This window comes from Paenarthrobacter sp. R1 (assembly GCF_030264015.1).
Lineage (GTDB): Bacteria > Actinomycetota > Actinomycetes > Actinomycetales > Micrococcaceae > Arthrobacter > Arthrobacter ureafaciens.
In genome coordinates, this window is the sequence record NZ_CP127115.1 from 4,740,277 (window position 1) to 4,755,789 (window position 15,513).

At 61.5% G+C, this 15,513-nt stretch carries 17 protein-coding genes; 9 read left to right on the forward strand and 8 right to left on the reverse strand.

Annotated elements, in window-relative coordinates:
* Nucleotides 1-99 precede the first annotated feature (99 nt).
* Nucleotides 100-930, forward strand: a complete 831-nt coding sequence (locus tag QN084_RS22445; RefSeq protein WP_031215959.1) for a hypothetical protein — start codon at nt 100-102, stop codon at nt 928-930.
* A 7-nt stretch (nt 931-937) separates the two neighbouring features.
* Here QN084_RS22445 and QN084_RS22450 read toward each other — a convergent pair whose 3' ends face one another.
* Nucleotides 938-1,363: a VOC family protein gene (locus tag QN084_RS22450; RefSeq protein WP_021470538.1), complete on the reverse strand. Its 426-nt coding sequence runs from the start codon at nt 1,361-1,363 to the stop codon at nt 938-940.
* A gap of 216 nt (nt 1,364-1,579) precedes the next feature.
* Here QN084_RS22450 and QN084_RS22455 point away from each other — a divergent pair, with 216 nt between their 5' ends.
* Together QN084_RS22455 and QN084_RS22460 are read left to right on the forward strand one after the other, a co-directional pair.
* Complete coding sequence (locus tag QN084_RS22455) at nt 1,580-1,969, forward strand: DUF3054 domain-containing protein (protein WP_021470539.1); 390 nt, start codon at nt 1,580-1,582, stop codon at nt 1,967-1,969.
* Between the two features lie 71 nt (nt 1,970-2,040).
* Entirely contained in the window at nt 2,041-2,319 is a 279-nt protein-coding gene (locus QN084_RS22460) for an Lrp/AsnC family transcriptional regulator (RefSeq protein WP_018777675.1), read from the forward strand.
* Between the two features lie 6 nt (nt 2,320-2,325).
* Here QN084_RS22460 and trpD read toward each other — a convergent pair whose 3' ends face one another.
* The gene (gene trpD, locus QN084_RS22465; RefSeq protein WP_021470540.1) at nt 2,326-3,390 is read right to left on the reverse strand and encodes an anthranilate phosphoribosyltransferase; all 1,065 of its coding nucleotides are present in this window, start codon (nt 3,388-3,390) and stop codon (nt 2,326-2,328) included.
* 148 nt (nt 3,391-3,538) lie between these two features.
* On the opposite strand from trpD, the gene ctaE reads away from it, so the two are divergent.
* The 4 genes from ctaE (at nt 3,539) to qcrB (ending at nt 7,873) form a co-directional block, all read left to right on the forward strand.
* A complete protein-coding gene (gene ctaE / locus QN084_RS22470) occupies nt 3,539-4,177 on the forward strand; it encodes an aa3-type cytochrome oxidase subunit III (protein WP_079941267.1) in 639 nt (212 codons plus the stop codon).
* A gap of 87 nt (nt 4,178-4,264) precedes the next feature.
* Nucleotides 4,265-5,053 carry a cytochrome bc1 complex diheme cytochrome c subunit gene (qcrC, locus tag QN084_RS22475; protein WP_021470542.1) on the forward strand — a complete coding sequence of 263 codons (789 nt, stop codon included), beginning with the start codon at nt 4,265-4,267 and terminating at the stop codon, nt 5,051-5,053.
* A gap of 98 nt (nt 5,054-5,151) precedes the next feature.
* On the forward strand, nt 5,152-6,222 hold the full coding sequence (qcrA, locus tag QN084_RS22480) for a cytochrome bc1 complex Rieske iron-sulfur subunit (RefSeq protein ID WP_069694537.1): 1,071 nt from the start codon (nt 5,152-5,154) through the stop codon (nt 6,220-6,222).
* Nucleotides 6,200-7,873 carry a cytochrome bc1 complex cytochrome b subunit gene (gene qcrB, locus QN084_RS22485; protein WP_021470544.1) on the forward strand — a complete coding sequence of 558 codons (1,674 nt, stop codon included), beginning with the start codon at nt 6,200-6,202 and terminating at the stop codon, nt 7,871-7,873. The genes qcrA and qcrB overlap by 23 nt, the downstream gene beginning before the upstream one ends.
* Nucleotides 7,874-7,959: 86 nt before the next feature.
* On the opposite strand, the gene QN084_RS22490 is transcribed toward qcrB, so the two are convergent.
* Complete coding sequence (locus QN084_RS22490) at nt 7,960-8,748, reverse strand: GntR family transcriptional regulator (protein WP_069694538.1); 789 nt, start codon at nt 8,746-8,748, stop codon at nt 7,960-7,962.
* A gap of 174 nt (nt 8,749-8,922) precedes the next feature.
* Here QN084_RS22490 and QN084_RS22495 point away from each other — a divergent pair, with 174 nt between their 5' ends.
* Complete coding sequence (locus QN084_RS22495) at nt 8,923-9,207, forward strand: HPr family phosphocarrier protein (protein WP_069694539.1); 285 nt, start codon at nt 8,923-8,925, stop codon at nt 9,205-9,207.
* A gap of 103 nt (nt 9,208-9,310) precedes the next feature.
* On the opposite strand, the gene QN084_RS22500 is transcribed toward QN084_RS22495, so the two are convergent.
* From QN084_RS22500 to ctaC, 3 genes are read right to left on the reverse strand one after another with little or no spacing between them, the layout of a single operon-like run.
* A complete protein-coding gene (locus tag QN084_RS22500) occupies nt 9,311-9,712 on the reverse strand; it encodes a cytochrome c oxidase subunit 4 (protein WP_021470547.1) in 402 nt (133 codons plus the stop codon).
* Nucleotides 9,709-11,430 carry an aa3-type cytochrome oxidase subunit I gene (ctaD, locus tag QN084_RS22505; RefSeq protein ID WP_021470548.1) on the reverse strand — a complete coding sequence of 574 codons (1,722 nt, stop codon included), beginning with the start codon at nt 11,428-11,430 and terminating at the stop codon, nt 9,709-9,711. Before ctaD ends, QN084_RS22500 begins: the two co-directional genes overlap by 4 nt.
* 9 nt (nt 11,431-11,439) lie before the next feature.
* The gene (gene ctaC / locus QN084_RS22510) at nt 11,440-12,237 is read right to left on the reverse strand and encodes an aa3-type cytochrome oxidase subunit II (protein ID WP_502920608.1); all 798 of its coding nucleotides are present in this window, start codon (nt 12,235-12,237) and stop codon (nt 11,440-11,442) included.
* Nucleotides 12,238-12,297: 60 nt separating this feature from the next.
* Here ctaC and QN084_RS22515 point away from each other — a divergent pair.
* A protein-coding gene (locus QN084_RS22515) for an IS5 family transposase (protein ID WP_206599970.1) occupies nt 12,298-13,192 on the forward strand; the annotation gives its coding sequence in 2 pieces (ribosomal slippage) (nt 12,298-12,642 and nt 12,644-13,192; 894 coding nt in all).
* A 248-nt stretch (nt 13,193-13,440) separates the two neighbouring features.
* On the opposite strand, the gene QN084_RS22520 is transcribed toward QN084_RS22515, so the two are convergent.
* Nucleotides 13,441-13,830 (reverse strand): HesB/IscA family protein, encoded by a 390-nt coding sequence (locus tag QN084_RS22520; protein WP_021470550.1) that lies wholly within the window; start codon nt 13,828-13,830, stop codon nt 13,441-13,443.
* Nucleotides 13,831-14,030: 200 nt separating this feature from the next.
* Complete coding sequence (locus QN084_RS22525; protein WP_069694540.1) at nt 14,031-15,494, reverse strand: dipeptidase; 1,464 nt, start codon at nt 15,492-15,494, stop codon at nt 14,031-14,033.
* Nucleotides 15,495-15,513 lie beyond the last annotated feature (19 nt).

Consider the following 15,513-nt stretch of genomic DNA (forward strand, 5'->3'; position numbering starts at 1 on the left):
TCGGTTTGCGCTCCCCCGCTGCCTTCCAGGACGTGCGCCGCTCCTACGGGACGGACGGCCATATTTTCCACGCGCCGTCGGGACTAAAATTATGCAGTAATGACCCGCGCCCCAGTCCACGTTGTACGGATCGCGATCGCCGCGACCCTCTTGGCTGGCTGCACCTCTGGCGTTGGAATTCAAGACTCCTCCCCCAGCGTGGTTGCCGCGCCGGCGATTTCGGCGGCGGGAACGTCCCCGGAAGCTTCTGCTACTGCAGTTCCCACCGCTTCTCCGCCGCAACCGCCCGCTCCGGAAGCACCGGCACCAGCTCCCCAACCCTTCGTGTTGAACCTCTACGAGGAAGGTGACTTCGTCCCGCAGTACACGTTCGACTGGTGCGTCGCAGCGAGCATCCAAATGGCGTACAACCTTACCCGGCCCAACAGTTCGGGCACGTGGGCAGGTCGCGAGCAGCAGAACGAGCTGTGGGACATGGCGCGTGCACGCTCCTCCAACGCCTTCAACGGTGCCAACCCCCTTGGGTGGGCCCAGGTACTGAATGAGGTTGGCGTGGGCCCTTACGAGGTGGTCAGCATCGCCGACTACAACGAGGCACTTCGTACCGCGGCCAACGCCTTGGCAGCAACCGGCCGTCCCGTTGGACTTGTGATGTGGAGCGGACGGCACGCATGGGTCATGAGCGGCTTCCAGTCAGTTGGCGACCCCCGAATCCACCCCCGCTTCGAGGTGACCGGAGTTAACGTCCTGGATCCCTTGTATCCCTACGGCAGCGGCCAATGGGGGCCGTCTCCGGCCCCCAATACTCTCCAGAGCCCCGATGAATTGGCCAGGCAGTTCGTAGTACGCGAACCAAGGAGGTGGAGCAGCGCATTGCCAACGGGATACATGCTGGTACTTCCGGTTGCGACCGGAGACGGCGTCCGCTGAACAGCAGTTATTGCTGTTGCGCGCCGGCGATGTTTACCAGCCAGGCGATCCCGAACTTGTCCACGCACATCCCGAAGGTGTCACCCCACGGCGCGCTTTCAAGCGGCATGGTGACCGTACCGCCGTCGACGAGTTTGTCCCAGTAGCCCCGAAGTTCCGCTTCGTCCGCGGAGTCGCCGCTGAGGGAAACCGAAATATTGTTGCCGGGGTTGTACTCCATGCCGTTGGGCGTATCTGACGCCATCAAAGTAAGGCCGTGGGGTGACACCAGCATGGCGTGCATCACCTTGTCTGCTTCCTCTGGATCCTGGCTGGCCTGATAGTCGCCAAACGTGCTGATGTTCAGCTCTCCCCCAAAAACGGACTCATAGAAAGTAATCGCATCGCGGGCATTGTCGCGAAAGGAAAGGTAAGGGTTGAGGCGGGAAGTCATGGGTGAATACTCCTCAGGTTGTGGATGGTGCGCGCGTCACCGTGCGGATATGGTAACAGCGCTACCAACGGCCTGTCCCCTGATTTCCCAGGCGCCGTGGTAAGCCCCTCGGAGCCCGTTGCAGGGCCAAGCCGGTCATCCCCGCGGACAAAGATCCACAGGACTTTCGCTTCGCCGGCTTCGCCCATTGGGCCGTCCCCGGATATTGTCGGAGTCATGCCCTCCCCAAAAAGATCTTGGATTCCGGCTGCCGCCGGCGACTTGCTGCTCATCCTTGCTTTCGCCGCAATCGGACGCGACGCCCACAGCCGTGGGGATATCATCACCGGGGTCTTCTTGACTGCCTGGCCCTTCCTGGTGGGAGCCGCGGCGGGATGGTTGGCCGGGCGCGCATGGCGAAAACCGTTTGCGCTCTGGCCGTCGGGAATTGTCATCTGGGCCGGAGCCCTGCTTGTGGGCATGTTGCTGAGAGCCCTTACCGGGCAAGTGGTGGTGCTGCCGTTCTTCATTGTCGCGTTTGCCGCATTGGCCGCCCTGCTGCTCGGATTCCGCCTGGTGGTCGGCATCGCAGTACGCCTCTACGCCCGCGGCCGTCGACCAGCCTGATCGGCCATTTGGCACAGCACATGCACTAGGCTTGTTTGCGTCCGCACTGACGACTTCCGGAAGGGCTTCACGTGATCACCGCCTTTGTCCTGATCAAGACCGACGCTTCACGCATTCCGGAGACAGCCGAACAGATTTCGGCGATCCAAGGCATCAGCGAGGTCTACTCGGTCACAGGAGAATGGGACCTGATCGCAGTCGCACGCGTGAGCAAACACGAGGACCTGGCCGATGTCATTGCCGACCGGTTGTCGAAAGTCCCTTCAGTGGTCCACACCACCACGCACATCGCATTCCGGGCCTACTCCCAGCACGACCTCGACGCCGCGTTTGCCCTGGGGTTCGAATAGCCGGCCCTAGGCCTGGTCTTGGCTGAGTGAAGTCCACTTGGAAAGGACTGCCGCAGCTTTGCCGGAATCCACCGATTCGGCTGCGCGCTCGAAGGCTGCCCGCATGCGATCCACCAAAGGGCCCACGGCCGTAAGGTCAGCAGCAACCAGCCCTGCTGCAGCGTTCAACAGCACGGCATCCCGGATTGGACCGGTCTTTCCGTTGAGTATTTCCCGCACGACAACGGCGTTGGCAGCAGCGTCTCCGCCCCGCAGGTCGGCCACTGTGGATGCAGCTACGCCAAGATCCGCGGGTGAAAATACTTGTTCATGCACTTCTCCCCCACGGATCTCCCAGACGGTGGAAGGCCCCGTGGGAGTGAGTTCGTCCAGGCCATCGTCACCACGGAACACGAGCCCGCGGCTGCCGCGGCGAGCCAGCACACCCGCCACTAGAGGTGCCATCCGGGCATTTGCGACCCCCACGGCCGAGGCCTGCACATGCGCCGGGTTGGTCATGGGACCCAGGAAGTTGAAGGCGGTGGGCACTGCGAGCTCGCGGCGGGGCACGGCCGTGTGCCGGAAGGATGGATGAAATACCTGCGCGAAGCAAAACGTGATTCCGGCTTCCTCAGCGTTGCGGGCCACCCGTTCGATCGGGAGGTCCAGACGCACGCCAAGGGCTTCCAGGACATCGGCTGAACCCGACGTCGATGACGCAGCACGGTTACCGTGCTTTACTACCTTCGTGCCCGCCCCCGCAGCAACGAGGGCGGCCATCGTGGAGATATTGACGGTGTTCAGGCGGTCGCCACCCGTACCGACGATGTCCAGCTTCTCCCCCGAAATCTCGATGGGGTTGGCATTGCGGATCATGGCCTCGACAAGCCCGGCCAGTTCTTCCACGGTTTCGCCCTTGGCGCGCAGGGCCACCAGGAAGCCTGCAATCTGCGCTGGCGTCGCATCGCCGGCCATGATCGTGTTCATCGCCCACTCGGTGTTATCCGCAGCCAGGTCGTCGCCGTTGATCAGTGCAGAGATGAGCCCTGGCCAGGTGTTGCTGGCTGCAGGTGCCGATGCCGGAGAAGTCACCCACTGATGCTATCGACCGAGCCACGCCGATGACCAATGTGAACGAGGCCGGGAACTTTTCCGCGCGATTTCGCGTCTTTGTAGAAAAAGTCTCCCGATTCGGTGGTTTGCATTGGGAAGTCTGGACTTTTACAGACATAATGTCCTTGTGACATCTGCGACCCATGCCCCCAGTACCCCGGCGCACCCGACGCTGAACCGCCCCAACTTGGTTTCTGTAGGAACCGTAGTTTGGCTGTCCAGTGAGTTGATGTTCTTCGCCGGCCTCTTTGCCATGTACTTCACTCTGCGTTCCACGTCTGGACTGATGTGGGCGGAGGAGACGGCCAAGCTCAACTTCCCGTTTGCGCTCGTCAACACCATCGTCCTTGTGGCAAGTTCCTTTACTTGCCAGATGGGTGTGTTTGCTGCCGAGCGGCTCGAACCCCGCCGGACCGGTGGACCACTGCAGTTCACCCGCTGGGGCATGAGCGAATGGTTCATCCTCACATTCGTCATGGGCGCCTTCTTCGTTGCCGGCCAGACGACCGAGTACGCAATGCTCGTCTCCGAGCACGTTTCCTTGTCGTCCAACGCTTACGGCTCCGCCTTCTACATGACCACCGGCTTCCACGGCCTCCACGTCATCGGCGGCCTCATCGCCTTCCTCTTCATCATTGGCCGCGCTTTCGCAGCCAAGAAGTTCGGACACTTCGAAGCGACGTCGGCGATCGTCACCTCTTACTACTGGCACTTCGTTGACGTTGTGTGGATCGGCCTCTTCCTGGTCATCTACGTCCTCAAGTAGCCCGGCTTTGACTCTTTTTCTACAAGAGGCAGAATTTCAAGAAGCGGCTCACGGAGCCGACGCAGGATCGAATAAAGGAACCACCACGTGAAGGCACTCTCGCAGAAGCGACGTCACCCACTGGCAGCCATTGCGCTGCTGTTGATGGGCCTCCTCCTCACTGGTGGGCTTTACGCCATTGCCACATCCGTCAACCAGGCCAAGGCCGACACCACGAGCTTCAGCGCCAGTGACGTAGAAGAAGGCGGCAAACTCTTTGCTGCCAACTGCGCCACCTGCCACGGCATGGGTGCAAGCGGAACCCAGGACGGCCCCTCGCTGGTCGGCGTGGGCGCTGCAGCAGTTGACTTCCAGGTTGGCACCGGCCGTATGCCCATGCAGATGAATGGCCCGCAGGCTCAGAAGAAGCCCGTTCAGTTCAATGACGAGCAGACCAAGCAGCTCTCCGCCTATGTCGCATCGCTCGGCGCAGGCCCGGCCATTCCGGAGGAGCACCTCCTGGATGAAAAGGGTGACGCAGCCAAGGGTGGCGAACTCTTCCGCGTCAACTGTGCAATGTGCCACAACGCAGCAGCAGCAGGCGGCGCGCTGACCCGCGGCAAGTTCGCTCCCGGTCTTGCCGATGTCACAGGCAAGCACATCTACGAGGCAATGGCCACGGGTCCGCAGAACATGCCCGTGTTCAACGACTCCAACGTCACCCCCGAAGACAAGCGCGACATCATCACCTTCCTGAAGACGATCGAAGCCAACGGCTCCCCGGGTGGCGCGGAGCTTGGCTCCCTGGGCCCCGTAGCTGAAGGCCTGTTCGTATGGGTTGCCGGCCTGGGCGTCATTATCGCCTTCACCATCTGGCTGACGTCCCGCACGTCCTAGTCCTCACGGACATAAAACTTCTGCTGCACGGTCAGCAGTTTGGAACTGAAAATTAACTCGGCTCAGACCGAGACAACGAGAGAAGGATGAGGCGAATTATGGGCAACCATAGTGACGGCAGTCCGAACCACTCGGGCACCGTAGCTACGGCTGGTCAGAATGAGGTGGAGAAGTTCCAGGATCCTGGTCTTCCTCCGCATCGTTTGCGCCTGGCTGACACGGACCCGGTAGCCGCAAAGCGCGCCGAGCGTCAGGTAGCCATTCTGTTTGGCATTTCCGTCATCGGAACGCTGGTCTTCCTGGTGGCGTACTTCGCCATCGATCTGGGCGATGACACGAGCATCGCAACGATTCGTACGCAGAACCTGCTTCTGGGTCTGGGAACGGCCTTTGCAATGCTGGGCATCGGCACCGGCATCGTGCACTGGGCCAAAGCCCTGATGCCCGATCACGAAGTCTCGGAAGAACGCCACGCAATTCGGACCGAGGATGACCGCCAGGCCGCGGTCCGGATCGTCGACGACATCATCGAGGAAACCGGAATCAAGCGCCGCCCGCTGATCCGCAACACCCTCCTGGGTGCTGTGGCCCTTGCTCCCCTGCCGGCCCTGGCCATCTTCGGCGACCTGGGTCCCCGCCCCGACGACAAGCTCGCACACACCATGTGGGCCCCCGAGGGCGGCAAGCTCAAGCGACTGACCCGCGACCCCGACGGAACCCCGATCAAGGCATCGGATGTCACCATCGGTTCCGCGTTCCACGTGATTCCGGAAGGCCTGAACGAACTCCACGAGGGCAAGCTGAACGAGAAGGCCAAGGCCGTCGTCCTCCTGATGCGCCTCGATCCGAACTCGCTCAACCCGTCACCGGGCCGTGAAAACTGGGGTTACAACGGAATCGTTGCCTACTCCAAGATCTGCACCCACGTTGGTTGCCCCGTTGCTCTCTACGAGCAGCAGACGCACCACCTTCTGTGCCCGTGCCACCAGTCCACATTCGACCTCACGCAGGAATGCAAGGTCATCTTTGGACCGGCAAGCCGTCCGCTTCCCCAGCTGCCGATCGCAGTTGACGCAGAGGGCTACCTCGTCGCCACCAGCGACTTCAAAGAACCTGTAGGACCGAGTTACTGGGAGCGTGACGAGCATGAGCGCCTCATCAACAGCTGAAGCCCCCTTCGTAGCGAAGACCAAGGTAGGACGCTTTACTGACTTTGTTGACCAGCGTGTAGGCGGCTCCGGCATCCTGCGTGAATTTGGCCGCAAGGTCTTTCCGGACCACTGGTCATTCATGTTCGGTGAGGTGGCGCTGTACTCCTTCGTCATCCTGCTGCTTTCCGGAACGTTCCTGACGTTCTTCTTCGACCCGTCCATGGCTGAGACCCACTACCAGGGTTCCTACACGCCGCTGTACAACGTCGAAATGTCCGTCGCATACAACTCCTCCCTGAACATCTCATTCGATGTCCGCGGTGGTTTGTTCATGCGCCAGGTGCACCACTGGGCTGCCCTCCTCTTTGTGGCGTCCCTGGGTGTACACATGCTGCGCGTTTTCTTTACGGGCGCTTTCCGCAAGCCCCGTGAAATGAACTGGGTTGTGGGCGGTGTCCTGTTGATCCTTGCGATGGCAGCAGGCTTCACCGGCTACTCCCTCCCCGATGACCTCCTCTCCGGCAACGGCCTCCGCATCATCGACGGCGTCATCAAGTCCATCCCGGTCATCGGAACGTACATCTCCTTCTTCCTTTTCGGTGGAGAGTTCCCGGGCACGGCAATCATCGGCCGTCTGTACGTGCTCCACATCCTGCTGGTGCCTGCGCTCATCCTCCTGATGATCGTCATCCACCTCTTCATGGTTGTTGTTCACAAGCACACGCAGTACCCCGGCCCCGGCCGTAATGACGGCAACGTCGTCGGCTACCCCCTTGGTCCGGTCTACGCTGCCAAGGCCGGTGGATTCTTCTTCATCGTCTTCGGTGTCGTTGCCCTGATGGCAGCCGCGTTCACTATCAACCCGATCTGGAACTACGGTCCCTACGACCCTTCACCGGTGTCTGCTGGTACCCAGCCTGACTGGTACATCGGATTTGTTGACGGCGCACTCCGACTTATGCCGGGTGTCATCAATGACTTCCACTTCGAGTACGTCATCTTCGGCCACACGCTGACGCTGAACGTCCTGCTGCCGGCCCTGGTACCGGCCGGTATCATCTTCACCGTTCTGTTCATGTACCCGTGGATCGAACGTTGGATCACCAAGGACGATCGTGAGCACCACGTACTCGACCGCCCCCGGAACGCTCCGACCCGTACCGCAATCGGCGTAGCAGGCTTCACCTGGTACTGCGTGATGTGGGCTGCTGCAGGCTCCGACCTCATCGCCACCCACTTCCACGTCTCGCTGAACGACGTCACCTACTGGCTGCGTGCCCTGTTCTTCATCGGACCGGTCATCGCGTTCATCGTGACGAAGCGCATTGCCTTGGCTCTGCAGCGCAAGGATCGTGAAATCGCACTCCATGGCCGCGAGACCGGACGTATCGTGCGGCTCCCCCACGGCGAGTTCATCGAAGTGCATGCACCTCTCGACGAGTACAAGCGCTACAAACTCGTTGGCTTCGAGTCCCCTGCACCGATTCCGGCTCAGCCCAACGAGCACGGTGTTGTAACCCGCAAGGAAAAGCGCCGCGCGGCTCTTTCCAAGTGGTTCTTCGAGGACCGCGTTGCCCCGGCGACTCCGGCCGAGCTCGAGGCGGCGCACGCACATGGCCACCACGAGGCCATCGAAGCAGGCGAAGACCAGAAGAGCCTGAGCCACTAGTCAAGGTTCAAAGACAGTAAAAGCGGGCCCGATCCAATGGATCGGGCCCGCTTTTTGCGTGCTCGGCCTCATCAGCATCCGAGGCGTTATTGGACGCGATACCCGGAAGAGTAGTTCCTGGTCGGACGCACGCCGGGGCGCTGCAATGGTACCCAGAGCTTGTACCGGTCGGCCCGGTAATAGGACACGGAGTAGTCCACCATGGCCCGTGCCACAAACGCGTGGCGCTGGATTTTGAGGAGCGGAGCACCGACGTCGACATTGAGCAGCCTGGCAGTCGACGGTGACGCAGCGGTGGCCTCGATCATGTCCTCGCCCCACTCCATGACGAGCCCGTACCGCTCGCTGAGAACGTTATAGAGCGACGTTGGTGGTGCCTCGTCAAGGAGGCCAGGCACACGGTGGGCGGGTATGAAGTTCTCATCCACGCTCATGGGCTCGTTGTCAGCAAGAAGCAGCCGGCGAAAGCGCACAAGGGGCGTTCCTTCGTCCAACTGAAGCTCCCTCCCCAGGAAGGCACTGGCGCCAATCTGTTCGAAACTCAGAACCTTGGCTGCCGGCACCATGCCACGGCGCTGCATTTCCTCGCTGTACGAGGTGAGCTTCACCTGCAGGTCCAGCTTGGGCTTCTTGACGAAGGTGCCCAGGCCGACCACCCGCTCCAACACTTCCTCGCCGACCAGCGCATCGATGGCCTGCCGCACAGTCATTCGAGCAAGGCCAAACCTGAGAGACAGATCCCGCTCGGAAGGAAGCGACGAACCGGGAGGACACGACTCTCCGATGAAGGCCCTGAGGATCTCCCTCAGCTGGATGTAGATGGGCGTACTGCTGGTCCGGTCTATTTCACCGACGATTCTGGCCGCCTCAGGCATGTCCCGTCCCCAAGTTCGTTTGGCTCATAGAACAAGGGTAAATCAACGGCAGCACGGTCTAGACCACTACGGCTATAGGAATGGGCGGAGGACCGAAGACGCGGTTACCCTAGGAATGATCCGTTCCCATCCCGCTCTCCAACAGACCAGCCGGGACCCATTCTAGGAGCAGGCTTGCCCCAGCAGCATTCCTTCGTCGCAGCCAAGATCGGGCTTCACGCCCGAGCAGCTGCCGTCTTTGTCCGGGCCGTCAACGAAACCGGCCTTCCTGTCACCATCCGCAAACCCGACGGCCTCCCCGTCGACGCCCGCTCCCTCCTGCAGGTCATGACCGAGGACTTTGCCCACGGCTGCCAGGTGGTGCTGGAAGTGGACCAGGACGAGCTCTCAGGCGATGAATCCTCTCAGGAGCTATCCGAGGCCTTGGAGAGGTTGTCAGCCGTCCTGGAGACCTCCTAGGGCTGCCGGCCCACAGCCACCAAGACCCGCGGGCCTCGCCATCTGGTTAAACAGCAAAGGTCCCCACCATCCATGGTGGGGACCTTTGCTGTTGGAAATTGACCTAGTGCGCGTGGTCGCCGCGGCTGTACTCGAAGACCCAGCCAATAAGGGCCACGATGGCTAGGCCACCGGCAACGTAAGTCACCCAGAAACCAATAGCCAAGCCAAGGAATCCGCCTGCGCATGCAAGGCCGAGGACCAACGGCCACCAGCTCCACGGGCTGAAGTGCCCCTGCTCGCCGGCACCCTCGTGGATCTCAGCGTCCGGACGGTCTTCCGGGCGCATGCCGATCCTGCGGCCTGTGAAGCCGAGGTAAGCACCGATCATACCTGCAAGACCACCCACGAGGAGGATGCCCAGGATACCGACCCATTCGGACCATTCCGTCAGGAATCCGTAAATGATGGTCACGGGGATGAAGAAGAATACTCCTGCTCCGAAGAGCCACGATTCAATTTTCACTTACGCACGTCCTTCTGGTCAGCGTTGCCGAGAATTACGGCTGCCGGGTCCGGAGCCTGGGCAGTGTGGACCTGTGCCAGTTCGGGGTGGTGCAGGTCCAGAGCCGGGCGCTCGGAGCGGATGCGGGGCAGGGAGGTGAAGTTGTGACGGGGCGGCGGGCAGGAAGTTGCCCACTCCAGCGAAGCGCCGAAGCCCCAGGGATCGTCAACCTCAACCTTCTTGTTGCTCCGCCAGGTGATGTAGACGTTCCAGAAGAACGGCAGGAGTGACGCACCAAGAACGAAGGACGAGATCGTGGAGAACTGGTTCATCCAGGTGAAGTTGTCCTGCGGCATGTAGTCGGCGTAACGGCGGGGCATGCCTTCAACACCGAGCCAGTGCTGGATGAGGAAGGTGCCGTGGAAGCCAAGGAACAGCAGCCAGAAGTGGATCTTGCCCAGGCGTTCGTTGAGCATCTTTCCAGTCCACTTGGGCCACCAGAAGTAGAAGCCGGCGAACATTGCGAACACAACGGTGCCGAACACCACGTAGTGGAAGTGCGCCACCACGAAGTAGGAGTCCGAAACGTGGAAGTCCAGAGGCGGGGAGGCCAGGATGATGCCAGTGAGGCCACCGAAGAGGAAGGTCACCAGGAACCCGATGCTCCAGAGCATCGGAGTTTCGAACGTGATGGAACCTTGCCAGAGCGTACCGATCCAGTTGAAGAACTTCACGCCGGTGGGTACCGCAATCAGCATCGTCATGAAGGCAAAGAACGGCAGCAGGACGGAACCGGTGACGTACATGTGGTGGGCCCACACCGTTACCGACAATGCGGCAATGGCGATGGTCGCGTACACAAGGCCCTTGTAGCCGAAGATCGGCTTGCGGCTGAAGACAGGGAAGATCTCAGAGACGATGCCGAAGAACGGCAGGGCGATGATGTACACCTCGGGGTGTCCGAAGAACCAGAACAGGTGCTGCCAAAGTACAGCGCCACCGTTCTCGGGGTCGAAGATGTGTGCGCCAAAGCGACGATCAGCACCGAGGGCGAACAGTGCAGCTGCCAGCGGCGGGAATGCCATCAGAACCAGGATTGCCGTCACCAGGGTGTTCCACGTGAAGATCGGCATACGCCACATGGTCATGCCAGGGGCACGCATGCAGATGATGGTGGTGATGAAGTTAACCGCACCAAGGATGGTACCGAAGCCTGACAGTGCGAGGCCGAAGACCCACAGGTCACCGCCCACGCCGGGGCTGAAGGTTGTATTCGACAACGGAGCGTAGGCGAACCAACCGAAGGATGCAGCACCCTGCGGGGTGATGAAGCCGGACACCGCGATGGTGGAACCGAACAGGAAGAACCAGAAAGCCAGGGCGTTCAGTCGCGGGAACGCGACGTCGGGAGCACCGATCTGGAGCGGCATGATGACGTTGGCGAAGCCGGCAAACAGCGGCGTTGCAAACATCAGGAGCATGACCGTGCCATGCATGGTGAACATCTGGTTGTACTGTTCCTTGGTCTGCAGGATCTGCATACCGGGTTCGAACAGTTCAGCACGGATCAGCAGCGCCATGACGCCACCGAGGCAGAAGAACACGAACGAGGCGATCAGGTACATGTACCCGATGGTCTTGTGGTCCGTGGAGGTAATCCAGTTGACGACGATTCGCCCCTTGGATTTAGGAACAACGGGAGTCTCGAGGACCCCGGCGGATTGAGTGTACGTAGCCACTTCGCTCCCTTACTTGGTTGCGTTCAGGTTCGGGTTGCGGTCATATTCCGCACCGAGCAGGCCAGTGTTGCCTTCCTGGCGGAGCTGGTCCATGTGAGCCTTGAACTCAGACTCGGACACAACCTTGACGCGGAAAAGCATTTCGGAGTGGTACTCACCGCAGAGTTCAGCACACTTGCCGTCGAAGGTGCCTTCCTTGGTGGGCGTGAACCGGATGTAGTTGGTCTTACCCGGGATCATGTCGCGCTTCTGAAGGAAGGCGGGGACCCAGAAAGAGTGGATGACATCGCGGGAGTTGAGCTCCAGGTCAACGGACTTGTTGACCGGCAAGTACAGGGTGGGGAGCAGTTCCTTGTTGACTTCATTGCCAGTAAGGTGCGCCTGCACGCCGGCCTCGTGAACATCTTCGGTGATGACCTGGCCCTGCTTGTAGTTGAAGTCCCAAGCCCACTGCTTGCCACGGACATCAACAACGACGTCGGCAGGCTGCGAGCGGTCATCGATCGCACGCTGGTCCTGGTCGGTGAAGTAGAAGAACACCAGCACCATGAACAGCGGGACGGTCAAGTAGAAGACCTCGAGCGGCAGGTTGTAGCTGAGCTGCTTCGGGAAACCGGTGGTGCCCTTACGGCGGCGGTAGGCAATGATGCACCAGACCAACAGGCCCCACGTGATAATACCGACTGCCAAGGCGGCGATCCATGAGTTGACCCAGAGGTCCATGATCCGGTCAGTGTGGTTGGTGGTGCCGCGCTCTGTAGGCAGCCAACCCTTCTCTACCTCTGGTGAACATCCGGTCAAAACCAACGCGCCGGCTAGGCCGTGTTGATCAAGTGGTTTCGGTGGTCGATGGGCGAGTCTTGAGGGATGACGCGTCGCGAGGTCTCTGACGAGGTGTGGACCGTTCTGGAGCCGTTGATGCCGACGGTGACGGGGAGGTCGCGGCCGTGGACGGATCATCGTCTCGCGGTTGAGGGGATGGCGTGGAAGTACCGGACGGGTGCGCCGTGGCGTGATCTGCCGGAGCGGTTCGGGAAGTGGAACTCGGTCTATAAGCGGTTCACCCGGTGGGCGCACGACGGCACCTGGGACAGGCTGCTCGCCGAGGTGCAGCGGCAGTCCGACGCGGCGGGCCGGCTCGATTGGGTGGTGTCGATCGACTCCACGATCACCCGCGTGCATCAGCACGGTGCGACCCTCGCCCGGGACACAGGGGGCTCCACCGAATCACAAGAATCCGTGGTTCGAGCCGCCTGACCACGCGATTGGCCGGTCCCGTGGCGGGTTGACCTGCAAGATTCACCTGGTCGCCGATGGCAAGGGGCGGCCGCTGGGATGGGTGCTCACCGGCGGCAACATCAACGACACCACGATGCTGGCGACCACCCTCGAACACATCCGTGTCCCCCGCCCAGGCGTCGGAAGACCACGAACGCGACCAGATCGAGTCCTCGCCGACAAGGGCTACCCGTCGAAGACGAACCGTGCCTGGCTGCGTCAGCGAGGGATCGCCGCGACCATCCCGGAGCGTGACGACCAGATCGCTCACCGCCGCAAGAAGCCGGGACGCCCGATCGACTTCGGCGACGAGCAGAAGCTCCGCTACCGCGGCCGCAACGTCGTCGAACGCTCCTTCAACAAGCTCAAACAGTGGCGCGGCATCGCCATGCGATCAGACAAGACCGCCCGCAGCTACCGAGCCGCCATCAGCCTCGCCACCACCCTGATCTGGATCAAAAGCGACTTGATCAACACGGCCTAGTGCCAAGCCAGTGATCGAAGTGATCTTTATGCGTCGGCTGCCGGTTCGGTTCTGCGAACTCACAGACGGCCCTTCCTCTTGTTGCTGTCTCCCGGCAGGCCGAAGGCCCTCCGGGCACACTAAAAAGTTTTACTACCCGATGTAGAGCTTACCGCTATGAAGCGGTTTTCGCGCACATGTCGGCGCCGTGGCTCCGAACGCGATGAAACGCGACCGGGACGGCGCCGACATGAGGCTGCTAGCTCGGATCAGTGGAACGAATCGCCGCAGGCGCACGAGCCGCCGGCGTTGGGGTTGTCGATGGTGAACCCCTGCTTCGAAATGGTGTCTTCGAAGTCGATGCTCGCTCCGCTGAGGTAAGGAACGCTCATCTTGTCTACTACCACCTCGACGCCGTCGTAGTCACGGACGGCATCGCCATCAAGCAGACGCTCGTCGAAGTAGAGCTGGTAGATCAGACCGGAGCAGCCACCGGGCTGGACTGCAACACGAAGCCGCAGATCGGTGCGCCCTTCCTGCTCGAGGAGGCTGCGGACCTTGCCTGCTGCGACCTCGGTCAGGTTGACCTCGTGCGTGGGAAGCTCATCGCTCGGGGCGAGCTCGGCTCCAGTGCTGTTTTCGTTGGTTGCAGTGCTCATTGGCCTACCTTCTTATAACGCGCTTGGCAGCGGCGCCGGGGACGCAGCCTGCCCTTACCCAATTACGTACGGGTTATAGCTCCATGCTACGTCGCGCGGACGCATAGCTATAACTCCCTGACGTAACCGCGCCATGCACGGACTTGTTCCCGGCGGACCCCTCTGGGCGCCCGCCGGGCTTCGCCGGACAAACGTTGAGGCTAGGACCCCAGGCCTTCGACATTCAGGCGTGCAAGCATCAGGGCCTCGGCCAGCACTGCATGGCGGAAGTCCTCAATGTGGAGGGACTCATTGGCGCTGTGGGCCCGCGAATCCGGGTCCTCCACGCCTGTCACCAGGATCTGCACCTCGGGATATACCTCCATCAAGTCGGCGATGAAGGGTATGGACCCGCCAATGCCCATCTCCACGGGCTTGACACCCCACGACTCACCCAACGCCCACAGGGCTACCTGGGCCGCAGCAGAGCCTGTATCCGTTGAGAAGGCGTTGCCCCGCTCCCCCGGGGTGAAAGTGACCTTGGCACCGAAGGGAGCATTGGCTTCAAGGTGGGCCTTCAAAGCCTCCATGGCATCGTCGGGGTCCTGGCCCGGTGCGAGCCGCATACTGAATTTGGCCCGGGCTGCCGGGATGAGGGTGTTGGAGGCCACATCCACAGCCGGAACATCCATGCCAATGATGGAGAGCGCGGGTTTCGTCCACAGCCGGGAAGCCAGGGTCCCGCTGCCGGCGAGCCGAACGCCGTCGAGCACTGAAGCGTCAGCCCGGTAGTCCTCTTCGGTGAGGTCCACTTTCACGTCGTCCTTGGCTACAAGTCCGGCAACGGCCACAGAGCCGTCGTCGTCATGGAGGGTGGCAATAAGCCTGGCAAGAAGGGTTGGCGCGTCCAGGACGGGACCGCCGAACATTCCCGAGTGCACGGCGTGCTCCAGGACCCGCACTTCGAACGTACCGTCTACGAGGCCGCGGAGGCTGGTGGTCAGTGCCGGGACGCCCACTTTCCAGTTGCTGGAGTCTGCAACCACAATCACATCGGCACGCAGGAGTTCGCGGTGTTCTTCAAGGAACGTCCGGAAGGTGGGCGAACCGGCTTCTTCCTCTCCTTCGAAGAAGAAGGTCACGCCCAGGCCGAACTCATCGCCGAGGACCTTTACTGCAGCTGCATACGCAGCCAAATGGGCCATGATGCCGGCCTTGTCATCCGCCGCTCCCCTGCCGTAAAGGCGTCCGTCACGCTCCTCAGCGACAAACGGTTCCGAATTCCACAGTGCGCGGTCTCCCGGCGGCTGGACATCGTGGTGCGCGTACAGCAGGATGGTGGGCTTGCCGTCCCGGGCTTCGCGACGGGCGACGACGGCGGGACCCCCGTTGGTGCCATCGGCCTTGGCCGACCGCAGGATGCGGATGTCCTGCATACCCGCAGCGCGGACCATGGCCGCAACTGCCTCTGCGCTCCGGTCCAGTTCGGCGGGATCGAAGCTGGCCCAGGCAATTCCGGGGATGGCTACGAGTTCCTTAAGTGATGAGATTGTTGCGTCAAAGGCGGCGTTGACGGCCTCGGACAATGCGTGGCCGTCCACTCCGTCGACTGCCGGGGAAGCGACCCCGGTGTGGCCTGCGTTCCCTTGCTGGTTCTGCGGGATCTCCGCGTGTGCTGAAGTCATGCTGCTCACCTTACCGCCG

Bases quoted from the DNA above. Each gene is read 5' to 3' on its own strand.
- QN084_RS22445 (WP_031215959.1), top strand. From the start codon at position 100: ATGACCCGCGCCCCAGTCCACGTTGTACGGATCGCGATCGCCGCGACC.
- qcrA (WP_069694537.1), top strand. From the start codon at position 5,152: ATGGGCAACCATAGTGACGGCAGTCCGAACCACTCGGGCACCGTAGCT.
- qcrB (WP_021470544.1), top strand. From the start codon at position 6,200: ATGAGCGCCTCATCAACAGCTGAAGCCCCCTTCGTAGCGAAGACCAAG.
- QN084_RS22520 (WP_021470550.1), bottom strand. From the start codon at position 13,830: ATGAGCACTGCAACCAACGAAAACAGCACTGGAGCCGAGCTCGCCCCG.
- QN084_RS22450 (WP_021470538.1), bottom strand. From the start codon at position 1,363: ATGACTTCCCGCCTCAACCCTTACCTTTCCTTTCGCGACAATGCCCGC.
- QN084_RS22525 (WP_069694540.1), bottom strand. From the start codon at position 15,494: ATGACTTCAGCACACGCGGAGATCCCGCAGAACCAGCAAGGGAACGCA.
- QN084_RS22455 (WP_021470539.1), top strand. From the start codon at position 1,580: ATGCCCTCCCCAAAAAGATCTTGGATTCCGGCTGCCGCCGGCGACTTG.
- QN084_RS22490 (WP_069694538.1), bottom strand. From the start codon at position 8,748: ATGCCTGAGGCGGCCAGAATCGTCGGTGAAATAGACCGGACCAGCAGT.